22 protein-coding genes and 1 other annotated feature (1 of these 23 running past the window's edge) are annotated in these 26,447 nt (G+C 52.8%); of the genes, 10 read left to right on the top strand and 12 right to left on the bottom strand.

Annotated features, from left to right (window positions below; translation table 11 throughout):
• Positions 1 to 255 precede the first annotated feature (255 nt).
• From EYB31_RS19725 to EYB31_RS19705, 5 genes are all read left to right on the top strand, one after another.
• On the top strand, positions 256 to 1,032 hold the full coding sequence (locus tag EYB31_RS19725; RefSeq protein WP_131015121.1) for an AraC family transcriptional regulator: 777 nt from the start codon (positions 256 to 258) through the stop codon (positions 1,030 to 1,032).
• Positions 1,033 to 1,240: 208 nt separating this feature from the next.
• A complete protein-coding gene (locus tag EYB31_RS19720) occupies positions 1,241 to 2,440 on the top strand; it encodes a DUF6385 domain-containing protein (protein WP_131015120.1) in 1,200 nt (399 codons plus the stop codon).
• Positions 2,441 to 2,529: 89 nt separating this feature from the next.
• Complete coding sequence (locus tag EYB31_RS19715) at positions 2,530 to 4,164, top strand: tetratricopeptide repeat protein (RefSeq protein ID WP_131015119.1); 1,635 nt, start codon at positions 2,530 to 2,532, stop codon at positions 4,162 to 4,164.
• Positions 4,157 to 6,043, top strand: a complete 1,887-nt coding sequence (locus EYB31_RS19710; protein ID WP_131015118.1) for a tetratricopeptide repeat-containing glycosyltransferase family 2 protein — start codon at positions 4,157 to 4,159, stop codon at positions 6,041 to 6,043. The genes EYB31_RS19715 and EYB31_RS19710 overlap by 8 nt, the downstream gene beginning before the upstream one ends.
• 1 nt (position 6,044) lies before the next feature.
• Positions 6,045 to 7,925: a tetratricopeptide repeat-containing glycosyltransferase family 2 protein gene (locus EYB31_RS19705; RefSeq protein WP_131015117.1), complete on the top strand. Its 1,881-nt coding sequence runs from the start codon at positions 6,045 to 6,047 to the stop codon at positions 7,923 to 7,925.
• On the opposite strand, the gene EYB31_RS19700 is transcribed toward EYB31_RS19705, so the two are convergent.
• The 5 genes from EYB31_RS19700 to map all read right to left on the bottom strand — a co-directional run bounded on the left by EYB31_RS19700 (position 7,922) and on the right by map (position 11,781).
• On the bottom strand, positions 7,922 to 8,419 hold the full coding sequence (locus EYB31_RS19700; protein WP_131015116.1) for a DUF6385 domain-containing protein: 498 nt from the start codon (positions 8,417 to 8,419) through the stop codon (positions 7,922 to 7,924). The genes EYB31_RS19705 and EYB31_RS19700 overlap by 4 nt on opposite strands.
• A 138-nt stretch (positions 8,420 to 8,557) precedes the next feature.
• Positions 8,558 to 9,175 (bottom strand): DedA family protein, encoded by a 618-nt coding sequence (locus tag EYB31_RS19695; protein WP_131015115.1) that lies wholly within the window; start codon positions 9,173 to 9,175, stop codon positions 8,558 to 8,560.
• A 17-nt stretch (positions 9,176 to 9,192) separates the two neighbouring features.
• Positions 9,193 to 9,768 carry a class I SAM-dependent methyltransferase gene (locus EYB31_RS19690; RefSeq protein ID WP_131015114.1) on the bottom strand — a complete coding sequence of 192 codons (576 nt, stop codon included), beginning with the start codon at positions 9,766 to 9,768 and terminating at the stop codon, positions 9,193 to 9,195.
• Positions 9,769 to 9,931: 163 nt separating this feature from the next.
• A complete protein-coding gene (locus EYB31_RS19685) occupies positions 9,932 to 10,873 on the bottom strand; it encodes a 3-hydroxyacyl-CoA dehydrogenase family protein (protein ID WP_131015113.1) in 942 nt (313 codons plus the stop codon).
• 155 nt (positions 10,874 to 11,028) lie between these two features.
• Positions 11,029 to 11,781: a type I methionyl aminopeptidase gene (map, locus tag EYB31_RS19680; RefSeq protein WP_131015112.1), complete on the bottom strand. Its 753-nt coding sequence runs from the start codon at positions 11,779 to 11,781 to the stop codon at positions 11,029 to 11,031.
• Between the two features lie 87 nt (positions 11,782 to 11,868).
• Between map and EYB31_RS19675 the strand changes: the two genes are divergently transcribed.
• The 3 genes from EYB31_RS19675 to EYB31_RS19665 are packed head-to-tail and all read left to right on the top strand — an operon-like array spanning position 11,869 to position 13,398.
• Positions 11,869 to 12,249, top strand: coding sequence for a DUF1904 family protein (locus EYB31_RS19675; protein ID WP_338119957.1), 381 nt, complete (start codon positions 11,869 to 11,871; stop codon positions 12,247 to 12,249).
• Positions 12,250 to 12,287: 38 nt separating this feature from the next.
• Positions 12,288 to 12,914 carry a TetR/AcrR family transcriptional regulator gene (locus EYB31_RS19670; protein ID WP_131015110.1) on the top strand — a complete coding sequence of 209 codons (627 nt, stop codon included), beginning with the start codon at positions 12,288 to 12,290 and terminating at the stop codon, positions 12,912 to 12,914.
• Positions 12,871 to 13,398 carry a MarR family winged helix-turn-helix transcriptional regulator gene (locus tag EYB31_RS19665; RefSeq protein ID WP_131015109.1) on the top strand — a complete coding sequence of 176 codons (528 nt, stop codon included), beginning with the start codon at positions 12,871 to 12,873 and terminating at the stop codon, positions 13,396 to 13,398. Before EYB31_RS19670 ends, EYB31_RS19665 begins: the two co-directional genes overlap by 44 nt.
• Here the strand turns inward: EYB31_RS19665 and EYB31_RS19660 are convergent.
• The 3 genes from EYB31_RS19660 to EYB31_RS19650 all read right to left on the bottom strand — a co-directional run bounded on the left by EYB31_RS19660 (position 13,395) and on the right by EYB31_RS19650 (position 18,123).
• Complete coding sequence (locus EYB31_RS19660) at positions 13,395 to 16,052, bottom strand: phosphoenolpyruvate synthase (protein WP_131015108.1); 2,658 nt, start codon at positions 16,050 to 16,052, stop codon at positions 13,395 to 13,397. The genes EYB31_RS19665 and EYB31_RS19660 overlap by 4 nt on opposite strands.
• 7 nt (positions 16,053 to 16,059) lie before the next feature.
• Positions 16,060 to 16,635 (bottom strand): TetR/AcrR family transcriptional regulator, encoded by a 576-nt coding sequence (locus EYB31_RS19655; protein WP_165452497.1) that lies wholly within the window; start codon positions 16,633 to 16,635, stop codon positions 16,060 to 16,062.
• Between the two features lie 180 nt (positions 16,636 to 16,815).
• Positions 16,816 to 18,123 carry a DRTGG domain-containing protein gene (locus EYB31_RS19650; RefSeq protein ID WP_240762606.1) on the bottom strand — a complete coding sequence of 436 codons (1,308 nt, stop codon included), beginning with the start codon at positions 18,121 to 18,123 and terminating at the stop codon, positions 16,816 to 16,818.
• Positions 18,124 to 18,508: 385 nt separating this feature from the next.
• Between EYB31_RS19650 and EYB31_RS19645 the strand changes: the two genes are divergently transcribed.
• Together EYB31_RS19645 and EYB31_RS19640 are read left to right on the top strand one after the other, a co-directional pair.
• Positions 18,509 to 19,159, top strand: coding sequence for a FusB/FusC family EF-G-binding protein (locus tag EYB31_RS19645; RefSeq protein ID WP_131015105.1), 651 nt, complete (start codon positions 18,509 to 18,511; stop codon positions 19,157 to 19,159).
• A 151-nt stretch (positions 19,160 to 19,310) separates the two neighbouring features.
• On the top strand, positions 19,311 to 20,747 hold the full coding sequence (locus EYB31_RS19640) for an amidase family protein (RefSeq protein WP_170318252.1): 1,437 nt from the start codon (positions 19,311 to 19,313) through the stop codon (positions 20,745 to 20,747).
• Between the two features lie 124 nt (positions 20,748 to 20,871).
• Here the strand turns inward: EYB31_RS19640 and EYB31_RS19635 are convergent, their stop codons facing one another.
• From EYB31_RS19635 to EYB31_RS19620, 4 genes are all read right to left on the bottom strand, one after another.
• Positions 20,872 to 22,053, bottom strand: a complete 1,182-nt coding sequence (locus EYB31_RS19635) for an NAD(P)/FAD-dependent oxidoreductase (protein ID WP_131015103.1) — start codon at positions 22,051 to 22,053, stop codon at positions 20,872 to 20,874.
• A 43-nt stretch (positions 22,054 to 22,096) separates the two neighbouring features.
• Positions 22,097 to 22,537 carry a helical membrane plugin domain-containing protein gene (locus EYB31_RS19630; RefSeq protein WP_131015141.1) on the bottom strand — a complete coding sequence of 147 codons (441 nt, stop codon included), beginning with the start codon at positions 22,535 to 22,537 and terminating at the stop codon, positions 22,097 to 22,099.
• A 517-nt stretch (positions 22,538 to 23,054) separates the two neighbouring features.
• Positions 23,055 to 24,305, bottom strand: coding sequence for a DUF445 domain-containing protein (locus tag EYB31_RS19625; protein WP_131015102.1), 1,251 nt, complete (start codon positions 24,303 to 24,305; stop codon positions 23,055 to 23,057).
• Between the two features lie 146 nt (positions 24,306 to 24,451).
• Positions 24,452 to 26,368, bottom strand: coding sequence for an arginine--tRNA ligase (locus tag EYB31_RS19620; RefSeq protein ID WP_131015101.1), 1,917 nt, complete (start codon positions 26,366 to 26,368; stop codon positions 24,452 to 24,454).
• 51 nt (positions 26,369 to 26,419) lie between these two features.
• Positions 26,420 to 26,447: a binding site (T-box leader), on the bottom strand; it runs 208 nt beyond the window's last position.

Below are 26,447 nucleotides of genomic sequence, written 5' to 3'. Positions count from 1 at the left end.
AAGAAAGAAAGAGATGGACTGAACGTCTGCTGGAAGGAACAAAGCGGCGAAGATTTCGAAAGAACCCTCACGGTTACCTGAAAAACATCGAAAATAAAGTCAGTGAGTTAATTGGTCAGCCGTAGAACTTTTTTATAGGTGTGTCTAAAATGTGTCTAAATAATATTGTAAAATGTTCCATTTCGATTTACGATTGGTAATCATACGGTTTTTTTAACAATTCTACAATTTTAAACGTGGAGGCACAGACGACATATGAAAGTCGAGCATGTATTTTTTGACAATGCAGGCAGTCTCAATTGGAAAGTGCCCCTATCGGTAACGCAGCGTCATATCCTTCTCCTCGTAGTCAAAGGAAAGGTTCACTACCAAATTAACGAAACCATCGTTTCGCTAGGCAAAGGAGAAGGCTTGTTTATCCCTGAAGGAAGCTGGCGCTCGGCGGAAACCGATCCGGATGAACCGCAGCAAATGTACTCCAGCCATTTTAGGAATTTACCTTCGGATTATTTGACACATTTTATAAACGAGCCGTATAAAGTGATTAAACCGCAAGGTTTTGATTACTTGAAGCAGCGGTTTTCCGCGCTTAACCAAGTTTGGATCGGGAAGATGCCTTGTTATGAAATGATTTCCGAGGGAATTCTTCTGGAGATATTAGGCATTGTGCAAAGCGAGCTGGTTTCCGGCGGCATTCCTTCCTCTAAACGAAATCTGGCGTCGCGCGTGCAGCAGTACATTGTGCAAAACTACCGCAGCCCGCTCCGTCTGAAAGAGCTCTCCGAATATGTGGACCGGAGCCCCAATTATATTTCCAATGTATTTAAGGAAGTTACCGGGCGAACGCCTGTGGAATATATGCACGAGATTCGGATCAATACCGCGAGGGAGCTGCTGATGACCACTCCTATGACCATCGGGGAAATTGCCGAGTCGCTGGGCTACTGCGATCAGACTTATTTTAACTATATGTATAAAAAAATCGTCGGACAGCCGCCTTCCCATCTGCTAAAAGGCCAAAAGACGGTATAACGCTTGTTGGTCCGGTTGATCGGACCCCATCAGGATTGCCCGAATGCGGGCAGTCCTTTTTCTCATGACCAATGGACGGTATTCTTAAAAATCGGGCAGCGGGAATCGACAAGAGCATGGTTTCCATCCATACCGCGGTTTAACAGTTCACGTACGATAATAGAGAAGAAAGGAGGGGATTACTATACCAAACTTTGCCGTTTACAATATGGACCCGAATCAGCTGCAGGCGCTGATTTTTGGCAGTGACGGAACAAATGCCTTACCGATCAATACAGACAGCACCGGCCGCATTAACATCGGCGCTGTCAATACAGTAACTGCCGTATTAGGCGCAACCATTACCGCCGGCACCATATCGGCGACGATTCTGGGCGGTACGATTGCCGCAACCGTTGTCGCGGGCACGATCAACGCCGTCGAAGCCGCTACCATCTTCGGAGGCACCATCAACGCCGTCGAAGCTGCTACCATCTTCGGAGGTACCATCAACGCCGTCGAAGCTGCTACCATCTTCGGAGGCACCATCAACGCTGTCGAAGCCGCTACGATCTTCGGAGGCACCATCAACGCCGTCGAAGCCGCTACGATCTTCGGAGGTACGATCAATGCTGTCGAAGCTGCTACCATCTTCGGAGGTACCATCAACGCCGTCGAAGCTGCCACCATCTTCGGAGGCACTATCAACGCCGTCGAAGCCGCCACGATCTTTGGGGGCACGATTAATGCCGTCGAAGCTGCCACCATCTTCGGGGGCACCATCAACGCCGTCGAAGCTGCTACCATCTTCGGAGGCACCATCAACGCCGTCGAAGCTGCTACCATCTTCGGAGGCACCATCAACGCCGTCGAAGCTGCTACCATCTTCGGAGGTACGATCAACGCCGTCGAAGCTGCCACCATCTTCGGAGGTACGATCAACGCCGTCGAAGCTGCTACCATCTTCGGAGGCACCATCAACGCCGTCGAAGCTGCCACCATCTTCGGAGGCACCATCAACGCCGTCGAAGCTGCCACTATCGTGGGAGGCACTCTCTCCGCAACCATCCTAGCCGGCACAATCACAACTATTTCCCAAAACAACTACAACCAATTCAGCGCGCTTGGATTCGTTGTCGACTCCACCTCGTTTACCGAGATACCGGCCGCATCGCTTATGCAAAACTCGTATCCGTACAAAGTGTATTCTTATCTTGTTTATAACAATACGCCGGCAGTTACAGTTAACGCCCGTTTGGAAATCAGCTCCGACGGCTCCCGCTGGATTGCGGATCAAACCATTACCGGATTGCTGACCAACGGGGTCGTGCTCACACCGTACCGATTTGCCAAGTATACCCGCGTTACGCTGGCCACGGCGCAGACCGATACTGCGAACGTAGACGTTTATCTCGATGCACAAGTGTAAGCGAGGATCATAAAATGGAGGATGACACCCGTTATCCTCTTCTTTTTTGCATAAATCAAACGTTATTTTAAAAAATGGAGATGTTGCCCATGTCCGAGCTGGCGATCCTTTTATTTCAAGTGGACGACGGGAAGCTCCCGCTTCCTGAAGCGGACAACCGGGTTCCGATCGTATTGTATCATCCGGACATCGGTGCCGGCTGGCAGGAAGTCAAAACCCTCCTGGAGAACACGGGAGCTCCTAAGGTGCTGCTGCAATTTTCCAACGAAACGATATCCGTTCCCGCGCACCACTGGAAGGATACCGATTGGCGGCGACGCCGGCATGTCAGATTGTATGATGCTGCCGAGATGATACGATCGGAGTCCCCGCTGGATCTGATCAGACTCACTCCCGAACTCCCGCTCCCCGGGCTGCGCATCGACGAACGGAGCGTGGACAGCAGCGAAAGCGGGAAAGAAACCGCCAGAATGCTCTATTTTTTCAGTACCCGCAACTGGGAACAAGTCGAAACGCTCCTGACCAAAGATCGGCTGAACGCCAACGAGTTATTTGCTCTTTCCTGCTTGTACGATAAAACAAACCGGTTCGAAGAGGCTTACGCCGCAAGTCTTGAAGCGTTGGCTGTAGCGGAGGAGCAGACGCGGATCGTAAGAGCCGCGTCTGCGGATGCGGCGGACGACACGGCCGCCATCCCCTTCCTCGATCCTAACATGTCACCGGATCCGCAACACGCTGCCGCTGCCCGGCCTGCTCTCCACTCCAAGCCGTTATTACAGCTTGTCGACCTTGCGAAGATATGGCTCGCGCATGGCCTGCATGCAGCCAAATGCGGCCATGAACAGCAGGCTGTCACCGCGTTCCAGATGGCGTTCGCCAAAAAAAACGGCACAGAACCGCTTTATATGTGGGCGGATGAGCTGATGCGGCGGGGGCGGACCGCAGAGGAGGCTTATACCTCCATCGACAAATGGCTTGGCGTGAATAACAATGAAGAGCTGCATATTCGCCTGCTGCACCGTATCGGCTTGTTCGAAAAAGCGCTGGAAAAACTGGATCGCCTAACAACACCGGCCCCACAGTTAACCTGCGAGCGCTTCGATTGTTTGATCCGCACAGGCCGCTTCCCCGAAGCCGCGGCTCAACTGCAAGGTACGGAGCCTTACGAATTTCCGAGCGAAAAGCGGATCTCCCAGCTGCTTGCCGATGGGTGCGATATCACGGCGGCCGCGGCCGGCCTCGAGCAAACACAGCTCCAGGCGCTGCAGGAACGCGCGGTAACGCTGCGTCTGTTTGTTCATGCGGAAACGCTGGAGCCGCTTATCGCCGAACCGCTGTCGTTTGCTTTTGCGTTATTCCGCAACGGGTACGTGATGCGCGCGGCGACCCGATTCCTGCAAGCGCTGAGGGAACAGCGGCTGACCCCCGAAGGATACCGCTGCTTGGGAGAGATTTTATATCACCGCGGCGCGTATGAGCAGGCCTCCGGCATGCTGGAATATGTGCTTTCGCTGTCGCCGGACGACGCTTCGCTGCGTACTGCGGCCGCCTTGGCCGGTCTGCGGCAAAGCGAAGCACTGCTGAACGAATCGATGCATATCTTTCCGTCTTCCGTATTTTTGCGCGAGGAAGCCGAGAAAGTCACGGCGGGCATCAAGCGAATGGAGCAAAGCGGCGCCATGACCCGCTGGTGCTGGGAAGAGAGGGCGAATTTCCATGCGTAAACCGCAGATTTCCCTCTGTATGATCGTCAAAAATGAAGAAGATGTGATTGCCCGCTGTCTGCAAAGCGCCAAAAACGCCGTTGACGAAATCATTGTCGTCGATAGCGGATCGACCGACAGAACCGCCGATATCGCCCTCAGCGAAGGCGCTGCCGTGCACCATCGTCCTTGGCGGCACGATTTTGCGGCCGCCCGCAACGAATCGATTGCGCTTGCGGCGGGAGACTGGATTCTTGTCCTTGATGCCGATGAAACGCTGGAGGAAGGACACGGCGCGCTGCTGCGGGAAATGATCGAGCGCTCGCCGGAGGCGGACGGTTTTTTTGTGCGGATTGTCAACTATGTCGGTACGGAAAACCAGCATACGGGATCGACCGTGTCTTCTTCCCTGCGGTTTTTCCGCAACTTGCCGGGCTATCGTTACGCAGGCCGCATTCACGAACAAATCGTTCAGCCGATTTTAACGGCGAATCCGCAAGCAAAGCTGGAATACACCTCGATTCAGTTGAATCATGGCGGCTATTTGCCGGAAACCGTGCTGAAAAAAAACAAAGTCCGGCGCAACCTCGAGCTGCTGCAAAAAGAGCTGGAACATACCGACAACGAGAGCTTCCACCGTTACAACCTGGGCGTAGAGCATCTGCGATTGGGCGAATATGAGAAAGCGATGGAACAGTTCGTCATGTCCCGTACGATCGCTGATTGGCGGCGGACCAGCTTCGGGCATGTCGTCGTATTGCGCGAAGCAAACTGCTTGCAGGCGCTGGGCCGCTGGAAAGAAGCCGTCGCCGTATGTGAAGCCGCTACCGGCGATTTGAACGATTACCCGGATCTGTTTTTTACGCTGGGCCGGATTCATTACCATCTGCGGCAATGGGATCAAGCCGAAGCGGCCTTTCGCAAAGCGCTGGACATCGGCGAAGCGCCGCCGCAGTACACGTCCTCCAGCGGAACAGGCACCTACGGGGCCTGCTTTCATCTGGGCAAAGTCCGCGAGCAGCTCCAGGATTATGAAGGCGCCATTGAATGGTACGCCCGTGCCCTTAAGTTTCATTCGGGCCTGCTTTCCCCCTTCTTGCGCCTCATCGGCCTGATTGCCCGCTTATATGACGCCGGCAAAATCACGGAGACGATGGAGCGGCTGTTTCAGCTGGAATCGGCTAAAACATGGTGGAGTATCGCCTTATCTTATTACCAGCTCGGCTTATATGAGCAGGCGGTTTATGTGCTTAAGCAGCGTCCTTTGCCGGAGAACAAGCTCCGGGACAGCAGGCTGCTGCTGCTTCGCTGCAATCTGCTGCAAACACGCGAAGGTTCCGCCTTCTTAAGCGAAAGCGTCATGGAGGCAGGTTCCATGACCGCAAGAGCCGGTTTTTACGATGCGCTCATCCGCAATGACGATCGCGAGGCCCTCCGCTGTCTGGAGAAGCTGGAAGCGAAGCAAGCCGGCATGTTGTCCGATCCAAGCGAATCCGGTCCAGATTCTGCCATAGGCCCGGTAAACACGCTGATTCTCGATTTATATACCTATGTAGTGCGGCAGAGAATGCCGCGCGAACTTCCCCAAAACTTGCCTGCAAAAGATTATGCCGTCTTGTGGAGCGAGTTGATCTTTCTGTATATGCTTGCCTCCAAGCGGCATTTGTTCACCCTGAAATCCCTGGTCTCGGCTTATTGGCGGCATATTCTGCTGACGCTGACGGATCCGCTGCAGCGGTTAAAGGGGCGATACGAAATGATCAAATGCCTGCATGTTAAGATTTTTCATATCTTTCAGGAAACTGATGACGGCAGCTTGGAGTACACCCCCCTATGGGGCCATGTCAAACCTCGTCTGATGACGCTTATTGACGATTTGCTGATGGAGGAGAATTATTGATATGCCTGGTATAACGCTGTGTATGATCGTCCGCAACGAAGAGCGGCACCTGGGACCATGCCTCGCCGCGGCGCAGCCTTATGTCGATGAAATCGTCATTGTGGATACAGGCTCACAGGATCGGACCGCCGAGATCGCCGAGCAATACGGAGCGCGGTTGTACCGGATGGTATGGAACGAACATTTCGCGGAGGCGCGCAACTATGCACTTGAGCAGGCCGGAGGAGACTGGATATTGGTGCTTGACGCCGACGAGCGGCTTCATCCGGCTGATCCCGATGATGTAAAAAACTTGCTTGCCGACGAGACCGCCTCGGGTTATTATGCATCCATTCGGCATCATCGCTCCGAGGCGGCGGACGACTACGAAACCGATATCGTCTGCCGGTTATTCCGCAACCTTCCCGGCGTCGCTTACCGCGGACGCATACATGAGGACATCGGCAAGTCGCTCATCGAAAGCTGCCCGCAGATGACAATCAAACGCTGCGGGCTCGTCGTATCGCATTACGGATATGTAAGGGAGGACGCGATCGCCAAAAAGAAAGCCCAACGCAACAAATTGCTGCTGGAGCGGGCTTTGCGCGAAGAAAGCGATACGCTTTATTACCGGTATGCAAGCGGCGTCGAGTCGTTTATGGAGGAGAGCTACACGGAAGCGGCGGAAACATTCGCTCCCCTTCTGCCGCTTGTTCCGCCTGCCGCCGGGTATGCGTCCGATCTGGCGTATAAGCTCGCTTACGCGCGGTATCGTAACGGCGAATATCAAGCTGCGCTGCAGGCAGTGGAAACCGGGCTTGTCCGCGACCCGTTCCATGCCGATCTGCAAGAACTTCACGGCGTCTTGCTGCTGGAGGAAGGACGGCCGGAAGAAGCTCATCACCGGTTAACCCGCTTGAAAGAAATAGCCGGCTTCTCCGATGAAAGGCAGCGGGAGCGAATGCATTATTGGCTGGGACTTGTCCACATGCAGCTCGGCAATTGGCGCGCGGCCGCCGAGAACTGGGAACAATGCTTGCGGGACGGCGCTTACCGCGAGCAAGCGCTGCCTTATTATCTGGATATGGCGCTGCACGTTTATCCGCTCGGCGAAGCAGCCGCTTTGCTGGATACGGCACTGCGCGATGCCGGCAAACCGGGCCGTTCTTATTTGTGGCCGTATGCGATGAAGTGGGGATTGGGCCGGCAAGCCATCGAGTTATTTGCCGCTAATGACAAAACACGCGAGCAAGAAGCTGCCGGGGACAAAGACGATTCATTTTACCGCGCCGTTCTTACCGCTCAAGCTGGCGACCCGGCAACGGCCATGCGCCAGATGGAGGAACTCATCGGGATCAGACCCGAAAGGCATCTGATCGTTTATTTATGGGCTTTGCAAAATGGCGGTATGCCGCCGCACATTCATCTCAACTTGCTATATGTTTTTCGGGACAAAGAACCTGGTCTGGCCGAGCTTGCCGATGCGCTGCTGGAAGGAAAAGCCGTGCCCCCCGCTTTAAAACCGCTGCTGGAACAATCGGCGTATGCGATGCTTATGGTGGGTTCCTGGTCGGGCTTCCAGTTGATTTGGCAGCATTTGGGCGGCTTGGCTGCGGAACAATCCGCGCGGCCGCTGTTCCCCAAGTCATGGAGACCCGCCGTTTACCGCTCGCCGGAACCGGTCCGCAGACTGATTGTGCAGCATTTGGCCGAAAGTTCCGCCGGCTTCGGAGACCGGCTTTATGCCGCCCAGCTTCTCTGCTCACTTGGCGACGCTGAGGAAAGCAAGCTCCGGTTTGCCGAGCTGCAGGAACAATACCCTCAACGCATCGAACCCCGCATCGGCCTGTACGGCGTCTTGAGCGGTTCGGAAGCGGCGGTTCCGTTTCTATTTCTCGTTTAGCCTGCCGTCTGGCCTTGAAAATAAAGATCAAGCGAGGTCGGCCGGCCGGCTTCCCCGGACTTGACGCTGAAACGGGTATATTTCAAATACCGCAGAGGGGTTATCGTTTGCATGGAAGCGGCAGGGACGTCCATCTTGGAATCCATCATGAAATCTTTGCCGTTCGGGCTGATCTCCACCATAACTTCGGCCGGATTAGCGCCGCGATTGACGATCGCATACGAATACATGGACAGCAGAGAGGAATTTACGAGAAGAAATGAGCTCCAATCGTTTCCGGTAGTAATATCCAATTTTTCCGCTTCGACGAATTTGGTTTGCTGCCGCTGTTTGCAGCCGCATGGTTTGACGCGGCGAACAGGCCTTTTGCTGTATTGCGGCCGGCGATGCGGCTTATGGCGGCGGCGGTTCCGGCAGCGGATCCGCCTTTTGCGGCTGCAGCCGCAGCGGCATGCCGGACGGCGGCGACAACCGGAGTTTTTTTGTAACGACATCCCGAGTCCCCTCCTGTTCAATCGGATCATCTCCAATTTATTCGCAGGGGACACTTGCCGTAACGGCATTTATCCAGTTGTGCGCAATATGCGGCACAGGGACGGCCGAGGAGGACGCGGCAAGGGAAGACCGACCTCTTAAGCGCGGTTGTTTTTATCGGATCTTTGGACGGTCATCCGATATTTGATGATCACGAAACCGGCTGTCAGCACGATCAGCGCCATAGCGATCGGCATGCCGTAATGATGAATGATATCGCCTACGGCTTGTACCTGATTGCCGAAAACTCGTCCCAGCGTCAAGAAAATCAGCGTCCAGACCAGTCCGCTCGAATAAGACAACAACGCGTAACGTTTGTAACTCATTTTGTTAATTCCGACGAGATAAGGAACAATGTGCCTGACAACCGGCAGCATATAACTGATGCACACGGCAAAATTGCCGTATTTCTGCAGCAGCTGTTCGGAATAGGCAATATAACGGTCGACATTTTTCTTCCGCCGGATCTTCTCCAGTATCGGGGTGCCTACAAAACGCCCCAATACGTAACCTAACGACAGTCCGGAAATAACGCCTAAATAAACAAGCACAAAGGTCGGCAGCGGCTTTAATATCCCCAGCCCGATCACGGCGCCGCCCGTCATGACGATTGCTTCGTCCGGTATCGGCATGCCGACGATCCCAAGCCATAAGGAAAAAAACAGTGCTGCGTAGCCGTAGTGCTCAATTAAAGCAACCAACGTTGTAACATTCAACGCCTCAAACCCCCCGCTTACTTTTTCTTCCGGCACACATAGACGAACGCGGGCGGAAAGTTCATGAGCACAAATTTAATTTCCTCGATTTCAAAATATTCGGCAAGCTGCGATTTCATCTGCTGTGAATATTGGAATGCGACAAACAGCCCTCCGGGCTTCAGCGACGCCACAATCTGCTCCAGAATCTGATCGCGCAGCCGCTGCGGAAAATTGAAAAACGGCAGCCCGCTGATCACACAGTCCAGCTGTTCAATCTGCGCTTCCCGCATCGCAAGCCGCAGCATCCGGCAATCGGAAAACAAAAGGAAATCCGGAAATTTGCCCGTTAAATCCGTTCTCATCTTCTGATCTTTTTCGAACAACAGCACGTTAGCATGCTTTTTTACCGCAGACTGAATGTGCTGGGTAATGGCCCCCGTACCGGCGCCAAGCTCGGCGATATGATTCACTTCGTCCCATGGAACGGAGCCGGTTATTTTTTTGGCCAAAAACACGGAGCTGGGCGTGACGCTGCCTACCTCCCCGGGAGAGTGCAGAAATTTGGAAAGAAACAAAAATTTTTCGAACACAAGCGGCTTCATATCGATCATGAGTAGGTCCCCTTATTGGCTATGGATAACTTGCGTTAAGCATTTGGTTTGGCTAATTAAGAGGATACCAGCTTTTGTCTCAATATAAATCTGACCTGAGGTTGGCACTGATCCCCGACCAGCGACGGAGACAGCCCAGCTTGCAGTCCGGCTGATATTCGTTTTACTCCCGATGTTCTTCCCTATCTCTTTTCAAAAAATGAATCAGCTCCCGTTCCCGGAGGCGGTTCATCTCCGCTAAAGTCCGCTCATCCCATGCATAGAAACCGCTGCCGCTTTTGGCGCCCAGCCGTCCATGCTCAACCAGTTCCCTCATTTGCGCAAACGAAACGTCCGCTTTGCTCAAATCCGGGAACAAATAAGAGGAGATCGAATGAAACACATCCAGTCCGCCCATATCCGCGGTCATAAACGGACCTGTAACCGGCAGTCTCCGGCCCAAGCTGTACGTTACTGCCGCATCGATATCTTCCATACTGGCAACGCCCTGCTCCAGGATGTACTGAGCCTCGCGCAAGATCGCATATTGAATGCGGTTGCCAACGGATCCGAGAATATCTTTTTTGACTTCAATCGGCCGCTTCTTCATCATTCTCAAAAATTCAAGCGCACGCCCCACGGCTTGATCGCCGGTGTGCTCGCCGCGCACTACCTCGACAAGCGGAATCAGATGAGCCGGATTCCAGAAATGGGTGACGACCATCCGCTGCGGATGCTGCATTTGCGATGCTATGGCAGTTGGGCTCAGGCCCGACGTGTTGCTGGCAAGTATAACATCCGGTCCGCAAAGCCGGTCCAGCATGCGAAAAAATTCGATTTTTAATTCCAACTGCTCGGGAATCGCCTCAATGACAAACGATGCGCCTTGAACCGCCTCTTCCACGCCGATTGCCGTATGGATCCGCAGCAGCACATTTCCCGCTTCCTCTTCGCCGACCAATCCGTTTTCCTGCAGCATGTCCAGTTTCTGCCGAATGCCTTTTCCCGCCCGTTCCAAATCGGCTTCATCAACGCCTTGCAAAGTAACCTCCAGGCCTGACCATGCTGCCGTCAGCGCAATGGAATGTCCCATTAGCCCTGCTCCCAAAACCGTTAAAGTTTCCACGATGCATTCGCCCCCTGCTCCCGCGGCCGGCTGACCGGCCAACAAAAAATAAGCTGCCCCCGTACATGAAGGAGTCAGCTATAAATTCGCTATGAAAACGAAAATTCCTTTTATTAGGGGGCGATTCGTCCTTTTTGCCGCAAACGAAGCTTCAATTATGAGCGAAGCTGGGTTAAAATCAGCGGTCCTTCGCTTGTGATCGCCAGCGTATGTTCATACTGAGCGGACAAGCTGCCGTCCTTCGTTCTGGCTGTCCATCCGTCGCTGTCGAGCTTGCTCTGCCAGCCTCCGACATTCAGCATCGGTTCGATCGTGATGACCATGCCTTCCTTCAAGCGGACACCTTTACCGGGCAGGCCGTAATGCGGCACCTGCGGCTCTTCGTGCATGTCCTGGCCGATTCCGTGGCCCACAAACTCTTTCACCACCGAAAATCCTTCCGCTTCGGCGTACGATTGGATGGCATGCGAAATATCGCCGATCCGGTTGCCGACCACCGCTTGGGCGATTCCTCTGTAAAGCGATTCCTCAGTCACCTTCAGCAGCTTCTGCGCTTTCGCCGAAATGTTGCCTATCGCGTAAGACCAGGCCGAATCCGCAAGCCAGTCCCCCAGCCGGACGACCATATCGACCGTGAGGATATCCCCGTCCTTCAAAACATAATCCGAGGGAAAACCGTGACAGATGACGTCGTTTATCGAAGTGCAGGTCGCAAAAGGAAACCCGTTATAACCCTTCTGCTCCGGCGTTGCATGATGTTCAGCCAGAAACTTCTCGACGAACCGGTCGATATCCAGCGTTGTAATGCCTGGTTTAATGAAAGCGGCCAATTCTTTATGACAGGAGGCCAAAATATGCCCCGCTTCCCGCATCTTTTCGATTTCGGACTTGCTTTTTATTACAATCATGAGGCACACTCCGGGTTTCATAATATGTTTCCACTAGCGGTAAACAGGTTAAATATACTATAATCAATAATATATCGACATGTCAAAATGTCTAAAACAACGTTAAAGAAGGAAACAACAATGCCATTTTTACGGTTTCAAGGGTTTACACAACCATTTTTAAAATCAGTAGCATCCGAAATTATTGCAGAGTTTGCACATATGATTCACATTCCCGAACAAATCGTCAAATTATCGCTGGATCATGCCGAAAATATCGCCAATGTACCGCCGACTCTGGAAATATCCATGTTTCCGCGCAGTCAAGACAAACACGATGCCGTTGCGTCCGCAATGCATAGTTTGCTCAGCAAATACGGATTTCATCAGGTTCACATTTACTTCATTCTGCTGTCGCCTTCTCTGTATTACAAAGAAGGCAAACCGCTGATTACCATACCCGAAGCAACTTATTTGGAATCGCATTAATTTCGAATCTATCGATTTTGTTAACTGGGGTGAAATGTATGTCTCCTCGTACGAAGGAGCAGAATCAGGCGATCCGGGACCGGCGCATTTCTCAGATCCGGCATACTGCGGCGGAAGTGTTTTTGGAGAAAGGCTTGCGGATGGAAATGGGCGATATTGCCGAGAAGGCCGGACTTGGCCGCGGCACCGTCTACCATTATTACAATAATAAGCTTGAGCTTTTCGAGGAACTGCTGAGAGAAGCCTTTCAACGCTCGATGAACATCATCCGGGAAACGCTGCAGACGGAGGAAGCCCCGGAAGCCCGGCTGATGAATTATGTCCGCGCGAAGCTAAGAAGCTGGGTTCAGGAGCCGATGATTTTCATTATGTTTTTATTCCTGCTGCAATCGACAGACCCGATTCCGGTATCCAATCCGGCCGAGCTGCAGCGCGAGATGGAACAGCTGATGGAGCCGGTGCTGGATGTCATCAAACAAGGCATCACTGCCGGCACCTTGGTCGCCATCAACCCGGAAACGATGTACAAAACGTTATTCGGGACATTGATTGGAACCGCAAATATTTTTATAAGAAAAAACAATATATTTGGAGCGCCCGACCAGGACACCTGGATTAACGATGTCGTTTATATTGTATTCAACGGCTTCCGCAACGATGTATGAAATGGGCGCGAAAGGAGCGAGCCACCAATTGAACCAGGAGATGACCCGCAGCATATACAACGAGATTAAACATATTTTTCATATTTACAAAAAAAACGCCCGGGCGATGCTGCAGCAATTCGATCTGACGCTGCCGCAGATTATCGTGCTGCGTCATCTGATCGAACACCAGCAAGAGACAATCACGATGAACGAGCTGATAACAAGCCTCAACTATTCGCCCAGCAGCATTTCCACTATCATCCGCGGCCTGGAGCTGGAGGGCATCGTCCGCTCCGAACGAAGCACGAAGGATCGCAGGGAAGTCAACGTGTATGTGACCGAGAAGGGCAGACAAATACTGGACCCGGTCGAGCCGATGGTTCAGACGTTTTATCAAAATTCGCTGCATGCGCTGAATGACGAAGAATTGCAAACCTTGCATACCTTGCTTGTCAAAATGAAAAATAATTTGCAAAGCATGGACAATGCGGGAGACAATTAACCGCGGGAGAGAATCAGCACGTAGCCCTGCGTGCCGTCGACCCGGATCCGGTCGCCGGTCTTGATGATTTCCGTTGCCCGGTCGATCCCGACCACGGCGGGAATGCCATACTCGCGGGCCACGACAGCCCCATGCGTCATCATGCCGCCGACTTCCATCACCAAACCTTTGGCCGCATAAAACAGCGGAGTCCAGCCGGGATCGGTGAAAGGCGCGATCATGATTTCGTCGGAACTTAGCTGCGCTTCCTCAGGTCTCAGCACCACTCGCGCTATACCTTCGATGCTTCCTGCCGAGACCGGTGTTCCTGTAAGCGCTCCCTCGGGGGCCTGCACGTTCCGGTGCTGACCTGTTACGTTTTCGCCTTCGCTTGTCACCAGACGGGGCGGATTTCGTTTCTTGTCCAGCTCGAACGTTTTCCGCCGGGCGGCGATCAGCTCGCGCACATCGCCGGGAAAGCGGTGATCAAGCAGCGCGGCCAGCTCGTCAAGCTTCAGAAACAACACGTCTTGAGGGTCGTCGATCACATTTGCGCGCTGAAGCGCCGCTCCCTCTGCCATGATCGCTTGTTTGTAAATGTCAAACAGCCGGATAAACGTATACTTCGGATACTCGCGAATGCCCATTACGCTGCGAAAGACGGTGATGAGGCGCGCGAGTATCCGTTTTTTTACATAACCGCCGGGTGTACGTTCCACCTTCGCCAGCAGCTCTTCCGCCGCTTGCTCCGCTTCCCGTTTGCCCTGCGCGAATTTCTCGCGGTGTTCTCCCGGAGATACGGAACGGATATGGCTGATCAGGGAAGGCACAAGCAGAGTAGGCGCTTCCCGCCAACGCTTGTTGCCGATATCGATTTCTCCCGGACAACGCATGCCGTACAACTCAAGGAATCGCTGAATTTCCCGGTAGAAGCGGTCCCCTCCTCTTATGTTGGCCAATCCGTCTAAAAAATGCTCATCATCCGCAGTCTGCAAATAATGCACAACAGCCGGCTGTTTCCTCGCTTCATCGGCCAAATCGCCGATCATCAGCCCCATTTCGCTTGTTGCGTTATGCGGCAGCGATTTGTTCAACTGTGCGATCCATGAAGTTTCGCCAAGCCAGCGCCGGGTAAGACGCTCCAAGAGCTTAAGCGATACGATGCCGGATAACGGAATAGGCAGCATATGTTTAAACAATTCCGGAATGACTGCGCTGACATTGCGTTGAACCGCACTGACCTTCTCCGCTCCGGAGGCCCGTTCTACCTCTTCCTTGGCCCGATCTATTAGATTATCGGCAACACGGCCCATTTGCTCCGCTACCCCGGCCACGTCCCGATACAGCACATTTCCCGCAACCTTGCCAAGCAGCGGGATCACGATTTGCGCCGTTTTGGAGCGCACGCCTGGCAGCGGCCGACGGTTAAACTCGCTACGTTCCAGCAGCTGCTTAAGCCCGCTGCTCATCCGCTCGTCGATCCCTCCGATCACAGACGGCAATATACGGCGCCCCGGTCCCATCAGCAAAAGCTGGGTCGGATCGGCGAACATTCTTCCTCCGGCCCCCACAAGCGCTGCCGATTCCGTAACGGCGCCTGTTTGCTTGCCAAAAGGGAACATCGTCCGCCATAACGATATCGCCAGCGGCGTCATGGCATCGGTCATCATCTGCTGATGCCCGAGCGATATGAATACGTGAAGCTGATCGTCGGCGGCTTGAGGCACCGGATACAGCGATGTGATGGGACGGCTTTGCACGATATAGAAATTTCCGCCGCTCAAGCACCATTCAATATCCTGCTCCGAACCGTAATAATGCTCGATATCGCGTCCCAACGCAGCGAGCCTGACGATCTCTTCATCGCTCAAAGCTTGCGCTAACTGCTGCTCCGCAGACAGCTCCCTGGTCACCGTCCCGCCTTCCGGCAATGAATAAATCGCCAGCTTTTTGACCGCTACTTTTTTCTGGATGATGGTATTCGCCCGCACTTGGTACAGATCGGCGGACACAAGTCCGGAAACCAGCGCTTCGCCGAGTCCAAAGCTGGCGTCGATGGACACCGTTTGCCGGCGGCCTGTAATCGGGTCGGCCGTAAACATAATGCCCGACACTTCCGGGAACACCATTTCCTGCACCACAACGGACAGGAACACACTGCGATGATCGAAGCCGTTTTTGGCGCGGTATACGATTGCCCTTTCCGTGAACAGCGACGCCCAGCACCGCTGCACGGCGAGCAGCAGCTGCTCTTCGCCGCGCACATTCAAATACGTTTCTTGTTGTCCGGCGAAAGAAGCCGTCGGTAAATCTTCCGCTGTGGCGCTGGAACGAACGGCATACGCCTTGTCTTCGCCATTGTGCCGCCACGCCTTCAGTATGGCGTCTTCGATGTGCTCCGGCATCGCAATCGACTCCAGATGCTCGCGAATGCGTTGTCCCAGCCGGCGCACCTCATCAAGCCGATCGGGACTTACAGTATCCAGCTCACGAAAAAATCCGGCCATTTCCGGGCTTGTATCACCAAACTCGCGATATGCGGACGTCGTAATGCAAAATCCGGGAGGGACGGGCAAACCTCCTTTGCTCATCTCTCCGAGGTTAGCGCCTTTCCCCCCCACCGCAGGCAAATCATCCTTGCCGATTTCGCTGAAAAACATGATGTACGTTTCCATTGTTCCATCATCCTTTCTTTGTTTCCTGCAGTCCCGAACAAAAAATAACAATCAGCGTGTCCAGCAAATCCGCCAGCGGCAAGCCGTGTTTTCTCAAAGCTTCCGGTTTGACCAAAGCCTGAACGGTTTCCAGAAAAATAACCATCACGATACGCGGATCAACGTTTGTGATCAGACCATCCTCCTGAGCTCGCCGGATCAGCCGCTCGACAAAACGGATTTTCTCCGCTCTGTACAGCTCGATCCGGCTCCATAGATCCGGTAAATATTTATCCAAATCCTCGATGAAAAAAGGCCCCAGACGAACGATGTGATCCCTGATCTGCGTCAGCGCCATTTGCAGCAAATAAAGCGGATCCGCCTGCTGCGATTCGACGCTTTCAATCGTATCGCTAATTTGAAAAAACGCGTTGTCGACAACAGCGGCGGCAATCTCTTCCTTGCCGTTAAAATATTGATAAATCGTCTTTTTGCTCATCCCGAGCCGGTCGGCCAGATCATTTACGGTCGTATTCTTGTAGCCGCGGGTATTAAATAAATCATGTGCTGCCCGTACGATACGCAGTCGGTTAGCATCTTCCATCGGGGCCCTCCAGAGTATGAAAAAATTCGTTTGCGCTCGGAAACCAAAAATACTATTATAGTTTCCATGATACTCCGTCATTCGTCATCTGTAAATCCGCTTTAACCGTCATTTTTACCTTTATATACAAAAAAGATTACCGGATGGTCCGATAATCTTCTCTCGCTCGCAAGGTTACGATTACATTTGGTTAAAAAAACGGGCCGTATACATCGATTTGGCGACACAAGTTCCGCCCGAAAAAACTTCGACTTCGATTTTGCAAAAACGCCGGGTCGCTTCGATCACGTTGGGCACAAGCGTCACAATGCTGTCCATCTCAATGGGCGAAAAATAATACGCCGACGAGCTGTCGATCAGCAGATCGCCTTTACGCAGCTCTTTGACGGTGCGGTATACGACTTGGCTGACCAGATCGGCCAGCAGCCCTTCCGAGAGGTTGCCGAAATGATTGCTCATTTGCGGAGTAATGACCCCGCTGAAGTAAAGCCGTCCCTGCTCGTCCCGCAGCGCCTCGAATCCCGACCAGATTTGGTCTTCGAGCGTCTCCCCGTTTTGCGGCTGCATCTTGATGTTCTGCATCGCTTTCAGCACGTCTTTACGGCTGATGACGCCTTGCAGCTCGCGTTCCTTATTGATCACCGGCAGCAGCTCGATGCCTTCCCACACCATCATATGGCCGGCTGTCGCAATCGTCGTCTGCGCGGTAACGGTCATGACGTCGCTTGTCATAAGCTTGTCCACCCGCTCATTCGGCGCCGCTCCGACCAAATCTTTTGTCGTTATCATGCCGATCGGCCGATTGGCGTCGTCCACCACCGGGAAACGGGTGTGGTTGGTGTTTTCGATTTTTCGTTTCAGCTGCTCGACCGTGTCGGATTCATGCAGCGCCACAACTTCTTTCTGGGCAATATCGCCGACGAGAATGATCTGTTTTTTGATCAGCCTGTCATAAATCGCCCGGTTGATAAGTGTAGCGACCGTAAATGTATCGTAGCTGGTACTGATGATCGGCTGCTTCAGCTCATCGGCAAGCACTTTAACTTCCTCCGCCGTGTCGAAACCGCCCGTGACCAGCACGCCAGCGCCAACCTCCAAAGCGCTATGGTGCACCTTCTCGCGGTTGCCCACGATCAGCAGGTCGCCCGGCTCGATGTAACGGATCATCGCCTCCAGCTGCATCGCGCCGATCACAAATTTGTTCAACGTCTGCTCCAGGCCGCCGGCTCCCCCCAGCACTTTGCCGTCGACAATACGCACAATTTCTTCAAACGTCAGCTTGTCGATGCCCTGCCGCTGCTTGTTTTCAACCCGGACCGTGCCCAATCTTTCCTTGGTGCTGACCATCCCTTTATTTTCGGCTTCTTTAATTGCGCGGTAAGCCGTTCCTTCGCTGACCTCCAGCGATTGGGACAATTTTCGTACGGAAATACGGGTGCCTATCTCAAGTGCTTCGATATATTGAATAATTTGTTCATGTTTTGTCATGAAAGACTGGGGCTCCATGCTCCGCACCTCGATTACAAACAGTCATATACTGGTTTTCATTATATAATAACGCTCCTTGCCGCTCAATCCCCTGTGTCTTCCTAGGCATTTTCAAGCTGGGGAACCATAATTAAGCTGGCGTCCGCCATTGTGATCGGACTGCGCTTTATTATATAATCGGAATATCGCTACGCGAAGGAAGTGGTATCGATGGCAATAAGAGATTGCCTGATTGGCACAAGTTCATGCAAAGCCTGTACTAGAGGCGATACTTTGCATGGGCGCTATGGTCAGCTATAACATCGCCCGAATGAAAACATATCGTTTCTAATATTGGGCTTTGCACCTTATTATTTGATCTATTTACAATAAGGAGCTGAGCAGCATGCATACACCATTTATTAGAAACCATGAATATAACTTCATCAAAAAACAAGCTGAATTGATTCAGCACGCGATAAGAACAAATGCCGATCCGAAAGTGTTGGAATCGGTCAGATACAGTGCGGCAACAAAGCTGGAGGAGCTGTTCCCGAACGCCAATGACGAGCAGAAACGTCTGCTTGCCGGCTTGTCCTCTTTGACCGCGGCGGAAGATTTTCAGAAGTATTTGAAGGCGCTGGAACCGTATTTGCTGGAATTCCCGCAGATTACGGAAAAGCAGATCCAGAAACTTTTCCCCAAAAACAAAAAGCTGAAACTGCCCGATCTGGACTTGCTAGACCGGCGGTATGTCACTTATATCGGCTGGACCGATATTTCGACAAATAAGCTGTTTATGGTGTATCCTATAAACGGCCAATTTTTCGGTGTCGAAGGCAGATTTACGCCTACCCATAAAAAAAGCTATTGTTTTGTCTGCAACAGATACGAAGAGCTTGTGTTATTCTCGGCGGTATCCAAAAAACCGCCCAAAGCTTCGGCCGATTATTACAAATCCGTAGGCAACTATTTGTGTATGAACGGTCACGAGTGCAATGCCAACATCACGGACGTCACCGCTTTAGAAAAATTTATCGACTCCGTTATAAGGTAACAACCCGAAACGCCGAATCCGCATTTTTGCGGGTTTGGCGTTTTTTCGCTTAGCCGCCGGCGGGAAAAAATCGTTATCTCCAAACGTCCCCTTGAATTCCACAAGCGGCGCGGTTACGTTAAAACAATAAAACCCGTTAGGAATGGTGCTTATGCATTTTCACATTGAAGAAGCAACAATCAGAGACATACAAGCCGCATTTGAAAGCGGCGGGTTAACTTCCCGGCAGTTGACGCTGATGTACATGGAAAGGATCGCCGATTACGACAAGGCTGGAGTTGCCTTAAATGCCGTGCTTGAGCTAAATCCGGACGCTTTATATATCGCTGAGCGATGCGACATGGAACGAAGCATTGGGCATAAAAGAGGGCCGCTGCACGGGGTGCCGGTTCTGCTCAAAGACAACATCCATACGGCGGACAATATGCATACTAGCGCCGGGGCGTTGGCGCTCGCGGATACCTACGCCGCAAACGATGCATTCCTGGTTACCCTGCTAAGGAAAGCCGGGGCGGTCCTATTAGGGAAAACCAATATGACCGAATTAGCCAATTTCATGACCCGCGGGATGCCTAACGGATTCAGCTCAAGGGGCGGTCAAGTATTGAATCCGTACGGCCCCGGAAAATTCCCTCCCGGTGGCTCCAGCTCCGGTTCCGCGGTCGCAGCGGCGGCCAATCTGTGCGCCGCTGCAGTCGGTACGGAAACGTCGGGATCCATCCTGAATCCCGCTCACCGCAATAGCTTAGTTGGCATTAAGCCAACGGTCGGACTGGTCAGCCGCTCCGGCATCGTGCCGATATCGTATACGCAGGATACGGCCGGTCCCCTTGCCCGCACCGTTGAAGATGCGGCAATTCTGCTTGGCGTAATGGCCGGCGCCGACCCGGAGGATCCCGCTACGCTGCTCAGCGAAAATCGCGTGCCTGCCGACTACACGGTCTCTCTGGACCCGGCCGGACTGCGAGGCGCTCGAATCGGCATCAACCGCGGATACATGCAAGATTTTAACGAAGAAGAGCAGGCTCTCTTCGAGCAAGCGGTCCGGACTTTAAGCGAAGCCGGAGCGGACATCGTCGATAACGCCAACCTGCCCCATATCGCCGATCATTCCAGTGTGCTGCTTTACGAATTCAAGTCCGCTTTAAACCGCAGCTTAGCTTCTCTGGGTCCTCAAGCCCATGTGAAGACATTACGCGATATCATCACGTTTAACCAGCAGCATCACGAGAAAACGCTAAAATACGGGCAAACGCTGCTGCTGCAAGCGGAATACGAAACATCCGGAACATTGACGGAATCCAAATACATTCAAGACAGGCTTCGCGATTGGCGTGCGTCACGAGAGGAAGGGATTGACCGTCTGCTTGCGGAGCACAAGCTGGACGCGATCTTCTGCCCGGGTGTGACCGACTCACCCGCCGTAGCCGGCTATCCTGCAATCATCGTCCCCGCCGGGTTCCGCCAAGACGGGCTTCCCTTCGGGGCCGCGTTTACCGCATCGGCTTACAGCGAACCTGCCTTGCTGCGGTTCGCTTATGCATTCGAGCAAGCTTCCCGGGCTCGGCGCCCTCCGGTGTTGAGCTAATCGGAAAACGATCCTCCTCCAAACCAATTAGAACCGCACTAGCTTCATCTTGACGGCTTAAGCCAAAAAGGAGCTGCACCGCCATCCGGCGGCACAGCTCCTTTTCCGATTACATGCAATAATATTAATAGGCCAAAGCGAACAAACCTTGAATGTGCGACAAATAACGAACGTTGCTTGCCTCTTTCATAAAGGTCGCCGGAGCGCCCTTCAGTTGAGTTTGCTTGCCGCCGATCATGCCGATCGCGTCTTTGCGGCCCAGGCTGCCCAGCGTACCGGAAAATACCGGCGTAAAGCTGTCCATAGGCGCATTGTTAAAGTATGCGAACATGTTGTGTCCAACCGTTTCGCCCATTTGCCAAGCCAATTGTGCAGTTGGCGGGTAAGGACGCGCGCCTTCGCTTGGAATGACCACCGCGCTGTCGCCGGCGAGGAATACGTCAGGATGCGAAGTCGATTGCAGCGTCTCCGTTACGGAAGCACGGCCGCGGTTCACTTCGATGCCGCAGTTTGCGACAACGGAGTTGCCTTGCACGCCGCCTGTCCATACGAGCGTATTGGTTTCGATCGTGCGGCCGTCTTTTAATGTAACAGCCGTTTTGGTCATTTCCGTAATCGCCACGTTTGTAATAAACTCCACACCGCGTTTCGACAAGCTGCTTACAGCACGGTCGATAAGTTCTTGCGGGAAACCCATCAGCACGGAAGGAGCCGCTTCTACGCAATACAGCGAAATATCATTGAAATCGATGCCTTTGCTGCGGCACAGCTCAGGCAGCTTGTCTGCAAACTCGCCGACAAGCTCAATGCCTGTCAACCCGCCGCCGCCGACAACAATTGTGGCGTCCGCTTTGTTTTTGCTGACTTTATATGCGTCCAGACATGCTTCCACATGTGCGCGGATGCGGTTGGCATCGTTAACCGATTTGAGAATAAAGCTGTATTCCTGAAGCCCCGGAATGCCAAAAAACGCAGTTTCACTGCCAAGCGCTACCACCAGCGCGTCATAGCTGTACGTTACGCCGCTTTGCAGCACCACTTTTTTCTCGTCCGGCTTGATTTGTTCTACCGTATCAATCACCAGATTTACGCCTTTGTCGCGCAGCAGCTTGTCCAGCGGCAGCGAAACGGCTTTCTCGGCGATGCTGCCGGCAGCCAGCCGATGCAGCTCGGTAATAATTTGGTGGGTCGGAAAACGGTTCACAACAGTAATCGCAGCGTCGGCGATCGAAAAATATTTACGTGCCGTCAACGCGCTCAGCAAACCTCCGTATCCTCCGCCTAATATCAAAATTTGCTTAGACATATTCATCCCCCGTTCTTCTTATGCTTAACCTTGGTTGCTTTTATTATTTTTGCTTTTCGGCAAGTACATTCAAAAAAGCTTGGGCAAAACGAAGCGTCTTTTGCACTTGCGGGTCCTTCAGCATTTTGAGCAGGCCAAACAACCCGACTGATGTGGAGTCGGCTGCAGCGCGCTCATTAGCTTCGATCGCGGCGGCCGCGATGCCTTTGGCTTTTTCTTGCACCGGTTTGACGAATTCTTCAAGGCCACCTTTTAAATCGTCGATAAGTACTTTATCCGTGGCAACGCTTTGAGCAAAGTCGTACGCTTTGGTCAATACGGTCACCATCTCGGCCAGTTTCGGCAAGTTTTCCACCAAAACGGTCAAGGATTGTTGAACCTCTGGTTGCATAAGTTGGTCGAGCACATCCACAGAGGATTGTGCGGTGGCGAGGTCGGCGGATTGCGCTGTTGATACCTCTTGAGTAGCAGATGCTGGTGTCATGTTGGAAATGTCCTCCTTTACGTTGAAATTCATGTCAGTGTGCCACATACAGCTCGGTTCCTGTCAAACACTAAACGCCAGGGCAAAAACAAATCACTTGTACCATTTTTCACATAAGCAGCGATACGTTATTCTCGCTGCGTGGAACTTTCGTTTTGTCTTCCCATTCACAGCTGGCAGTTTGAACATTTAGTGAACTTCGGCAGGGCGATCATGTTGCTCCAACATTATTTTACACCCAATTGGGCATTCTTGAAAATGAAGTTTCTATCAATTGTGTACATTTTGTGATATTTTTTTAAAATTTTCGACTCATAATTACATTTTATTACATGTAAAGCTTTTATTTGGGTTATTAAGCGCTTGCTTGACCCCCATATGGGCTCAATGAATCTGCTTTTTTTCACTCCGGTTTCACTCCCGCTAAGGTAATCTAGTAGTCTAGTAATCAAATGGTAACGTTAATATACACAACAAAAAAACTGAATCGTCCGATTCAGTTTCCTCGTCATCTTATTTAACTTACCGCCGATTTAATGACGGTTAGCAGCAATCCGATAATAAACCCGCACAACGCGCCGTTCACTCTGATCCACTGCAGGTCTTTGCCGACCTTGTCCTCCAGCATCGAGATCAGCGTGCGATTGTCCAGCTTGTCCACGTTTTCCTTGACCAGCCCGCCGATTTTGTTATGATTGTCGGCGATCACTTGAAGCAGCTTGGTTTGAATCCATTGTTCCGTTTGCTCCACCGCAGCCGCGTTGGAGCGGAAGCTGCCCACAAGCCGCTTCAGAAACGGCAGCGCATACGCAGGGGCAAAATCGGGCTGCTGCACAAAATCGGCCGCACGCAACTTCAGCTTCATGACCAGCTTATCGATTGTGCCGCTGTTTTCGGCATAATCCGCGAGCATGTGCTTCAAGCTTTGCACCCCTTCGGCGAACTTCGGGTTGTCAGGCGCTTCCTCCAGCAAGCGGTGAATTTCCGCGATAATGCTTTTCCGGCCGGAGCTTGAATCCCGCCGCAAATCATGGGTGCTCGTCAGCAGCAAGCTCTGGATGATGCCTCCCAGCTTGTCTTCGGTCATAAAGCCGGAAAACGCGCCCATCGCAAATCCCATGAAACCGCCCAGCTGGATATTGCCAAGCGCCTTCAGCGCAAGAGCGCCCAGCATGTCCCGCGTTTCCGTCCTTACGATCCAGCCGTCCGCTTTTTCCAGCAAATAATCAAGCAGCATCTTGTCCCACTCGCGGTTCAAAACCTCGTCTTTGGCACGTACGAACAACGCGGCAAAATCGATTGAATCGGCCAATTCATGGGCTTCTTTCTTCAGCAATGCGATGATTTGCTCATAAGGCAGATGCTCCACGATATAACTGCAGACGGCCGTGGCCATCCGGCCGGCTTCTTCCGTATCCAACTGCCGCTCGCTCCATTGCAGCAGCCGCTCCGATATATTGACGCTTTTCAGCTTCTCGGCAATGCTTCCTGCGTTCAGCAGCTCCGTTTCGACCGCGGTGACAAGCGCCTTGGTCAGTTTGTCGCGGTTCTTCACGAGCAGCGACGTATGCGGAATCGGGATACCAAGCGGATGCCGGAACAACGCCGTCACGGCAAACCAGTCGGCAAGCCCTCCGACAAGCCCCGCTTCAAACGCGCCCTGCAAATACAATGCGGCCCCGCTGCCGCCAAACGGCAAAGTTACGGCAAATCCCGCAGCCATGACCCCAAGGGATACCCCTGCCACATATCTTGTTTTTTTCTCCATATTGAGTTGTCCTTTTACTTATGTCGTTGTCGAATTTTATAGCCCTGCTATTATTATAGCTGATAACAAGTTATATTTACCATTCATTCGACAAAAACCTGTGTTGACATGGTGAAATCGCCGAAGATTTTGTCGTAAACGAGTGGTTACATACGCTTAGGCGCAGGCAATCCCAGCAGCTGCAGCGCCTCCTGAAGGGTCTCCATATACCGGGCGGTCAGCCATAAGCGAAACGCAAGCCGGCTCCCCTCCGCTTTCAGAATAGGGCATGTTGCGTAAAAATGATTAAACAGCGTTGTCAGTTCATGAGCGTAAGTACACAACGTATTTGGGGCCAGCTCTTCGATCGCCCCTTGCAGCGTCTCCGGCCAATAAGCGATATGCCGCAGCAAGCTCGTTTCCTGGGGTTCCCATTGCGTAATCCCGCTCCACTTCTCATTTCCGTCTCCCTCTTGAACCGCATGTCCGTTTTTGGCCGCTTTGTCCAAAATGCTGCAGGCGCGCGCGTAGGAATACATCAAATAAATGCCGGTATTGCCGGACACCTCGGTTGCCTGCTCCAAATCAAACACAACTTCCGTCTGAAGATGGAACCGCAGCAAGTAGTATCTGATAGCCGCGGCAGCGATGGAGCGGCTCGACAATCCCGCTTTGCGCGACCGCTTATCGTCAATGACCTGTTCCATCCGGTCGAGAAAATCGGCGATTTTCACGCCGATGCCTTGTCTGCCCGACATCGGATAAGACGATCTTCCATCCGATACGTCGACACCCAATCCCGCGGCGGTTTCCGGACTCAGCGACACAACGCCGTAACTCACATGCCTGAGCCGCTCGGCCTGACCGTCGAAGCCAAGCGCCTGCAGCGCTTGCTTCACCATCAGCTGCGGATATTCCTGTCTATGGTCGATCACATTGACAACCGTATCCGCACCTCCGATTTTCCGCGGAACCCCGGCAGGTACCGTCGACCATACGCCTTCGGCAAACTTTTTATATTGAAAATCCTGTCCCAACAGGCCGAACTTCCACAAATGATAAGCGATATCTTTGGCCGTATACGTTAATATACCGTTGGAGCGGACCAGCACCTTATCGGCATGAAACGTGTCGTTGTCCGGCGACGCACCGGTTTCGTTAGGCTGCTTCAGCACCCAGCATCCTGCAAGTTTCCCTTCCGTCTCGCGCTGAAAGACGGCGGTTTGCCGCAGCAGCTCGAAAGCGCGAGTCCAGAAGCCTTCTCTGACGATGCTGCTCTCCCATACAAGCACATCGTATCCGATGCCGAACTGCCGCATTTCCTCCAGATGCTCGCGTACGATCCGCTCCGCCGTTAGCAGCCCCAGCCATGCGGTATTGCCGCTCCCCTCTTCCAACGCATGCAGCACCTCGGTACGCTGTTCTGCCAGCTCAGGATCCAGTTTATAGGCACGGTTCACCTTGGCGTAAATTTCCCAGCAAAAATCGCCAAAGCGGGTGTATGCTCCCTTCGCTTCCACATGACGCATGCCAACCACCGTATCCGCCAATTGATTGCCCAAGTCATCGATGTAGTTGTGGACCTCCACTTCATATCCGGCCCGCTTCATCATTCTCGCCAGCGTGTCCCCTATGCATGAATTACGCAGATGGCCGATGTGAGCCGACTTGTTGGGGTTGATGGAAGTGTGCTCGATCAGTGCTTTGCTCCTGTCGGCTCTAACCTTGCCTGATGCCTTGTGTGCTGTCTTGTCGGCCGCCTTGCCCCGCCATTCCGCCCATGCATGCCAATTGACGTACAGATTGATGAAGCCGGGCGGGGCCGCTTCGACTTTGACGAACAATCGGGCAATGTCCTCGCAGCGCTGCAAAACTTGAATCAGCTCGTCCGCTATCGCAACAGGCGGCTTCTTCAGCGTCCGGGCCAGCTGCATGGCCACATTGCTGCTGTAATCTCCGTGTTGTTCGCTTGCAGGATGCAGAATCTCGATGCGAAGCTGCTCGGGACGGGTTTGGCCGAACTTCTCCAATAACTCGTTTAAACTGGCGTCAAGCGCCGATATAATCATTTCACTAAGTAACATCAGGCAACTTCCTCCCTTTTCGCTATAATCAAAAAAGCCCCCGTCTCTAATAAAAGAGACGAGAGCCTGAAGTTCCCGC

Source organism: Paenibacillus thalictri (assembly GCF_004307995.1).
GTDB classification, from domain to species: Bacteria; Bacillota; Bacilli; order Paenibacillales; family NBRC-103111; genus Paenibacillus_AF; species Paenibacillus_AF thalictri.
The sequence above is the reverse complement of the archived record's forward strand: the minus strand, read 5'-3'. Positions and strand labels throughout refer to the sequence as shown.

Bases quoted from the DNA above. Each gene is read 5' to 3' on its own strand.
- EYB31_RS19700 (WP_131015116.1), bottom strand. From the start codon at position 8,419: ATGTCGTTACAAAAAAACTCCGGTTGTCGCCGCCGTCCGGCATGCCGC.
- EYB31_RS19625 (WP_131015102.1), bottom strand. From the start codon at position 24,305: ATGGAGAAAAAAACAAGATATGTGGCAGGGGTATCCCTTGGGGTCATG.
- EYB31_RS19705 (WP_131015117.1), top strand. From the start codon at position 6,045: ATGCCTGGTATAACGCTGTGTATGATCGTCCGCAACGAAGAGCGGCAC.
- EYB31_RS19630 (WP_131015141.1), bottom strand. From the start codon at position 22,537: ATGACACCAGCATCTGCTACTCAAGAGGTATCAACAGCGCAATCCGCC.
- EYB31_RS19660 (WP_131015108.1), bottom strand. From the start codon at position 16,052: ATGGAAACGTACATCATGTTTTTCAGCGAAATCGGCAAGGATGATTTG.
- EYB31_RS19640 (WP_170318252.1), top strand. From the start codon at position 19,311: ATGCATTTTCACATTGAAGAAGCAACAATCAGAGACATACAAGCCGCA.
- EYB31_RS19670 (WP_131015110.1), top strand. From the start codon at position 12,288: ATGTCTCCTCGTACGAAGGAGCAGAATCAGGCGATCCGGGACCGGCGC.
- EYB31_RS19725 (WP_131015121.1), top strand. From the start codon at position 256: ATGAAAGTCGAGCATGTATTTTTTGACAATGCAGGCAGTCTCAATTGG.
- EYB31_RS19715 (WP_131015119.1), top strand. From the start codon at position 2,530: ATGTCCGAGCTGGCGATCCTTTTATTTCAAGTGGACGACGGGAAGCTC.
- EYB31_RS19720 (WP_131015120.1), top strand. From the start codon at position 1,241: ATGGACCCGAATCAGCTGCAGGCGCTGATTTTTGGCAGTGACGGAACA.
- EYB31_RS19665 (WP_131015109.1), top strand. From the start codon at position 12,871: ATGTCGTTTATATTGTATTCAACGGCTTCCGCAACGATGTATGAAATG.
- EYB31_RS19645 (WP_131015105.1), top strand. From the start codon at position 18,509: ATGCATACACCATTTATTAGAAACCATGAATATAACTTCATCAAAAAA.
- EYB31_RS19675 (WP_338119957.1), top strand. From the start codon at position 11,869: ATGTCTAAAACAACGTTAAAGAAGGAAACAACAATGCCATTTTTACGG.
- EYB31_RS19690 (WP_131015114.1), bottom strand. From the start codon at position 9,768: ATGATCGATATGAAGCCGCTTGTGTTCGAAAAATTTTTGTTTCTTTCC.
- EYB31_RS19655 (WP_165452497.1), bottom strand. From the start codon at position 16,635: ATGGAAGATGCTAACCGACTGCGTATCGTACGGGCAGCACATGATTTA.
- map (WP_131015112.1), bottom strand. From the start codon at position 11,781: ATGATTGTAATAAAAAGCAAGTCCGAAATCGAAAAGATGCGGGAAGCG.
- EYB31_RS19710 (WP_131015118.1), top strand. From the start codon at position 4,157: ATGCGTAAACCGCAGATTTCCCTCTGTATGATCGTCAAAAATGAAGAA.
- EYB31_RS19620 (WP_131015101.1), bottom strand. From the start codon at position 26,368: ATGTTACTTAGTGAAATGATTATATCGGCGCTTGACGCCAGTTTAAAC.
- EYB31_RS19635 (WP_131015103.1), bottom strand. From the start codon at position 22,053: ATGTCTAAGCAAATTTTGATATTAGGCGGAGGATACGGAGGTTTGCTG.
- EYB31_RS19650 (WP_240762606.1), bottom strand. From the start codon at position 18,123: ATGACAAAACATGAACAAATTATTCAATATATCGAAGCACTTGAGATA.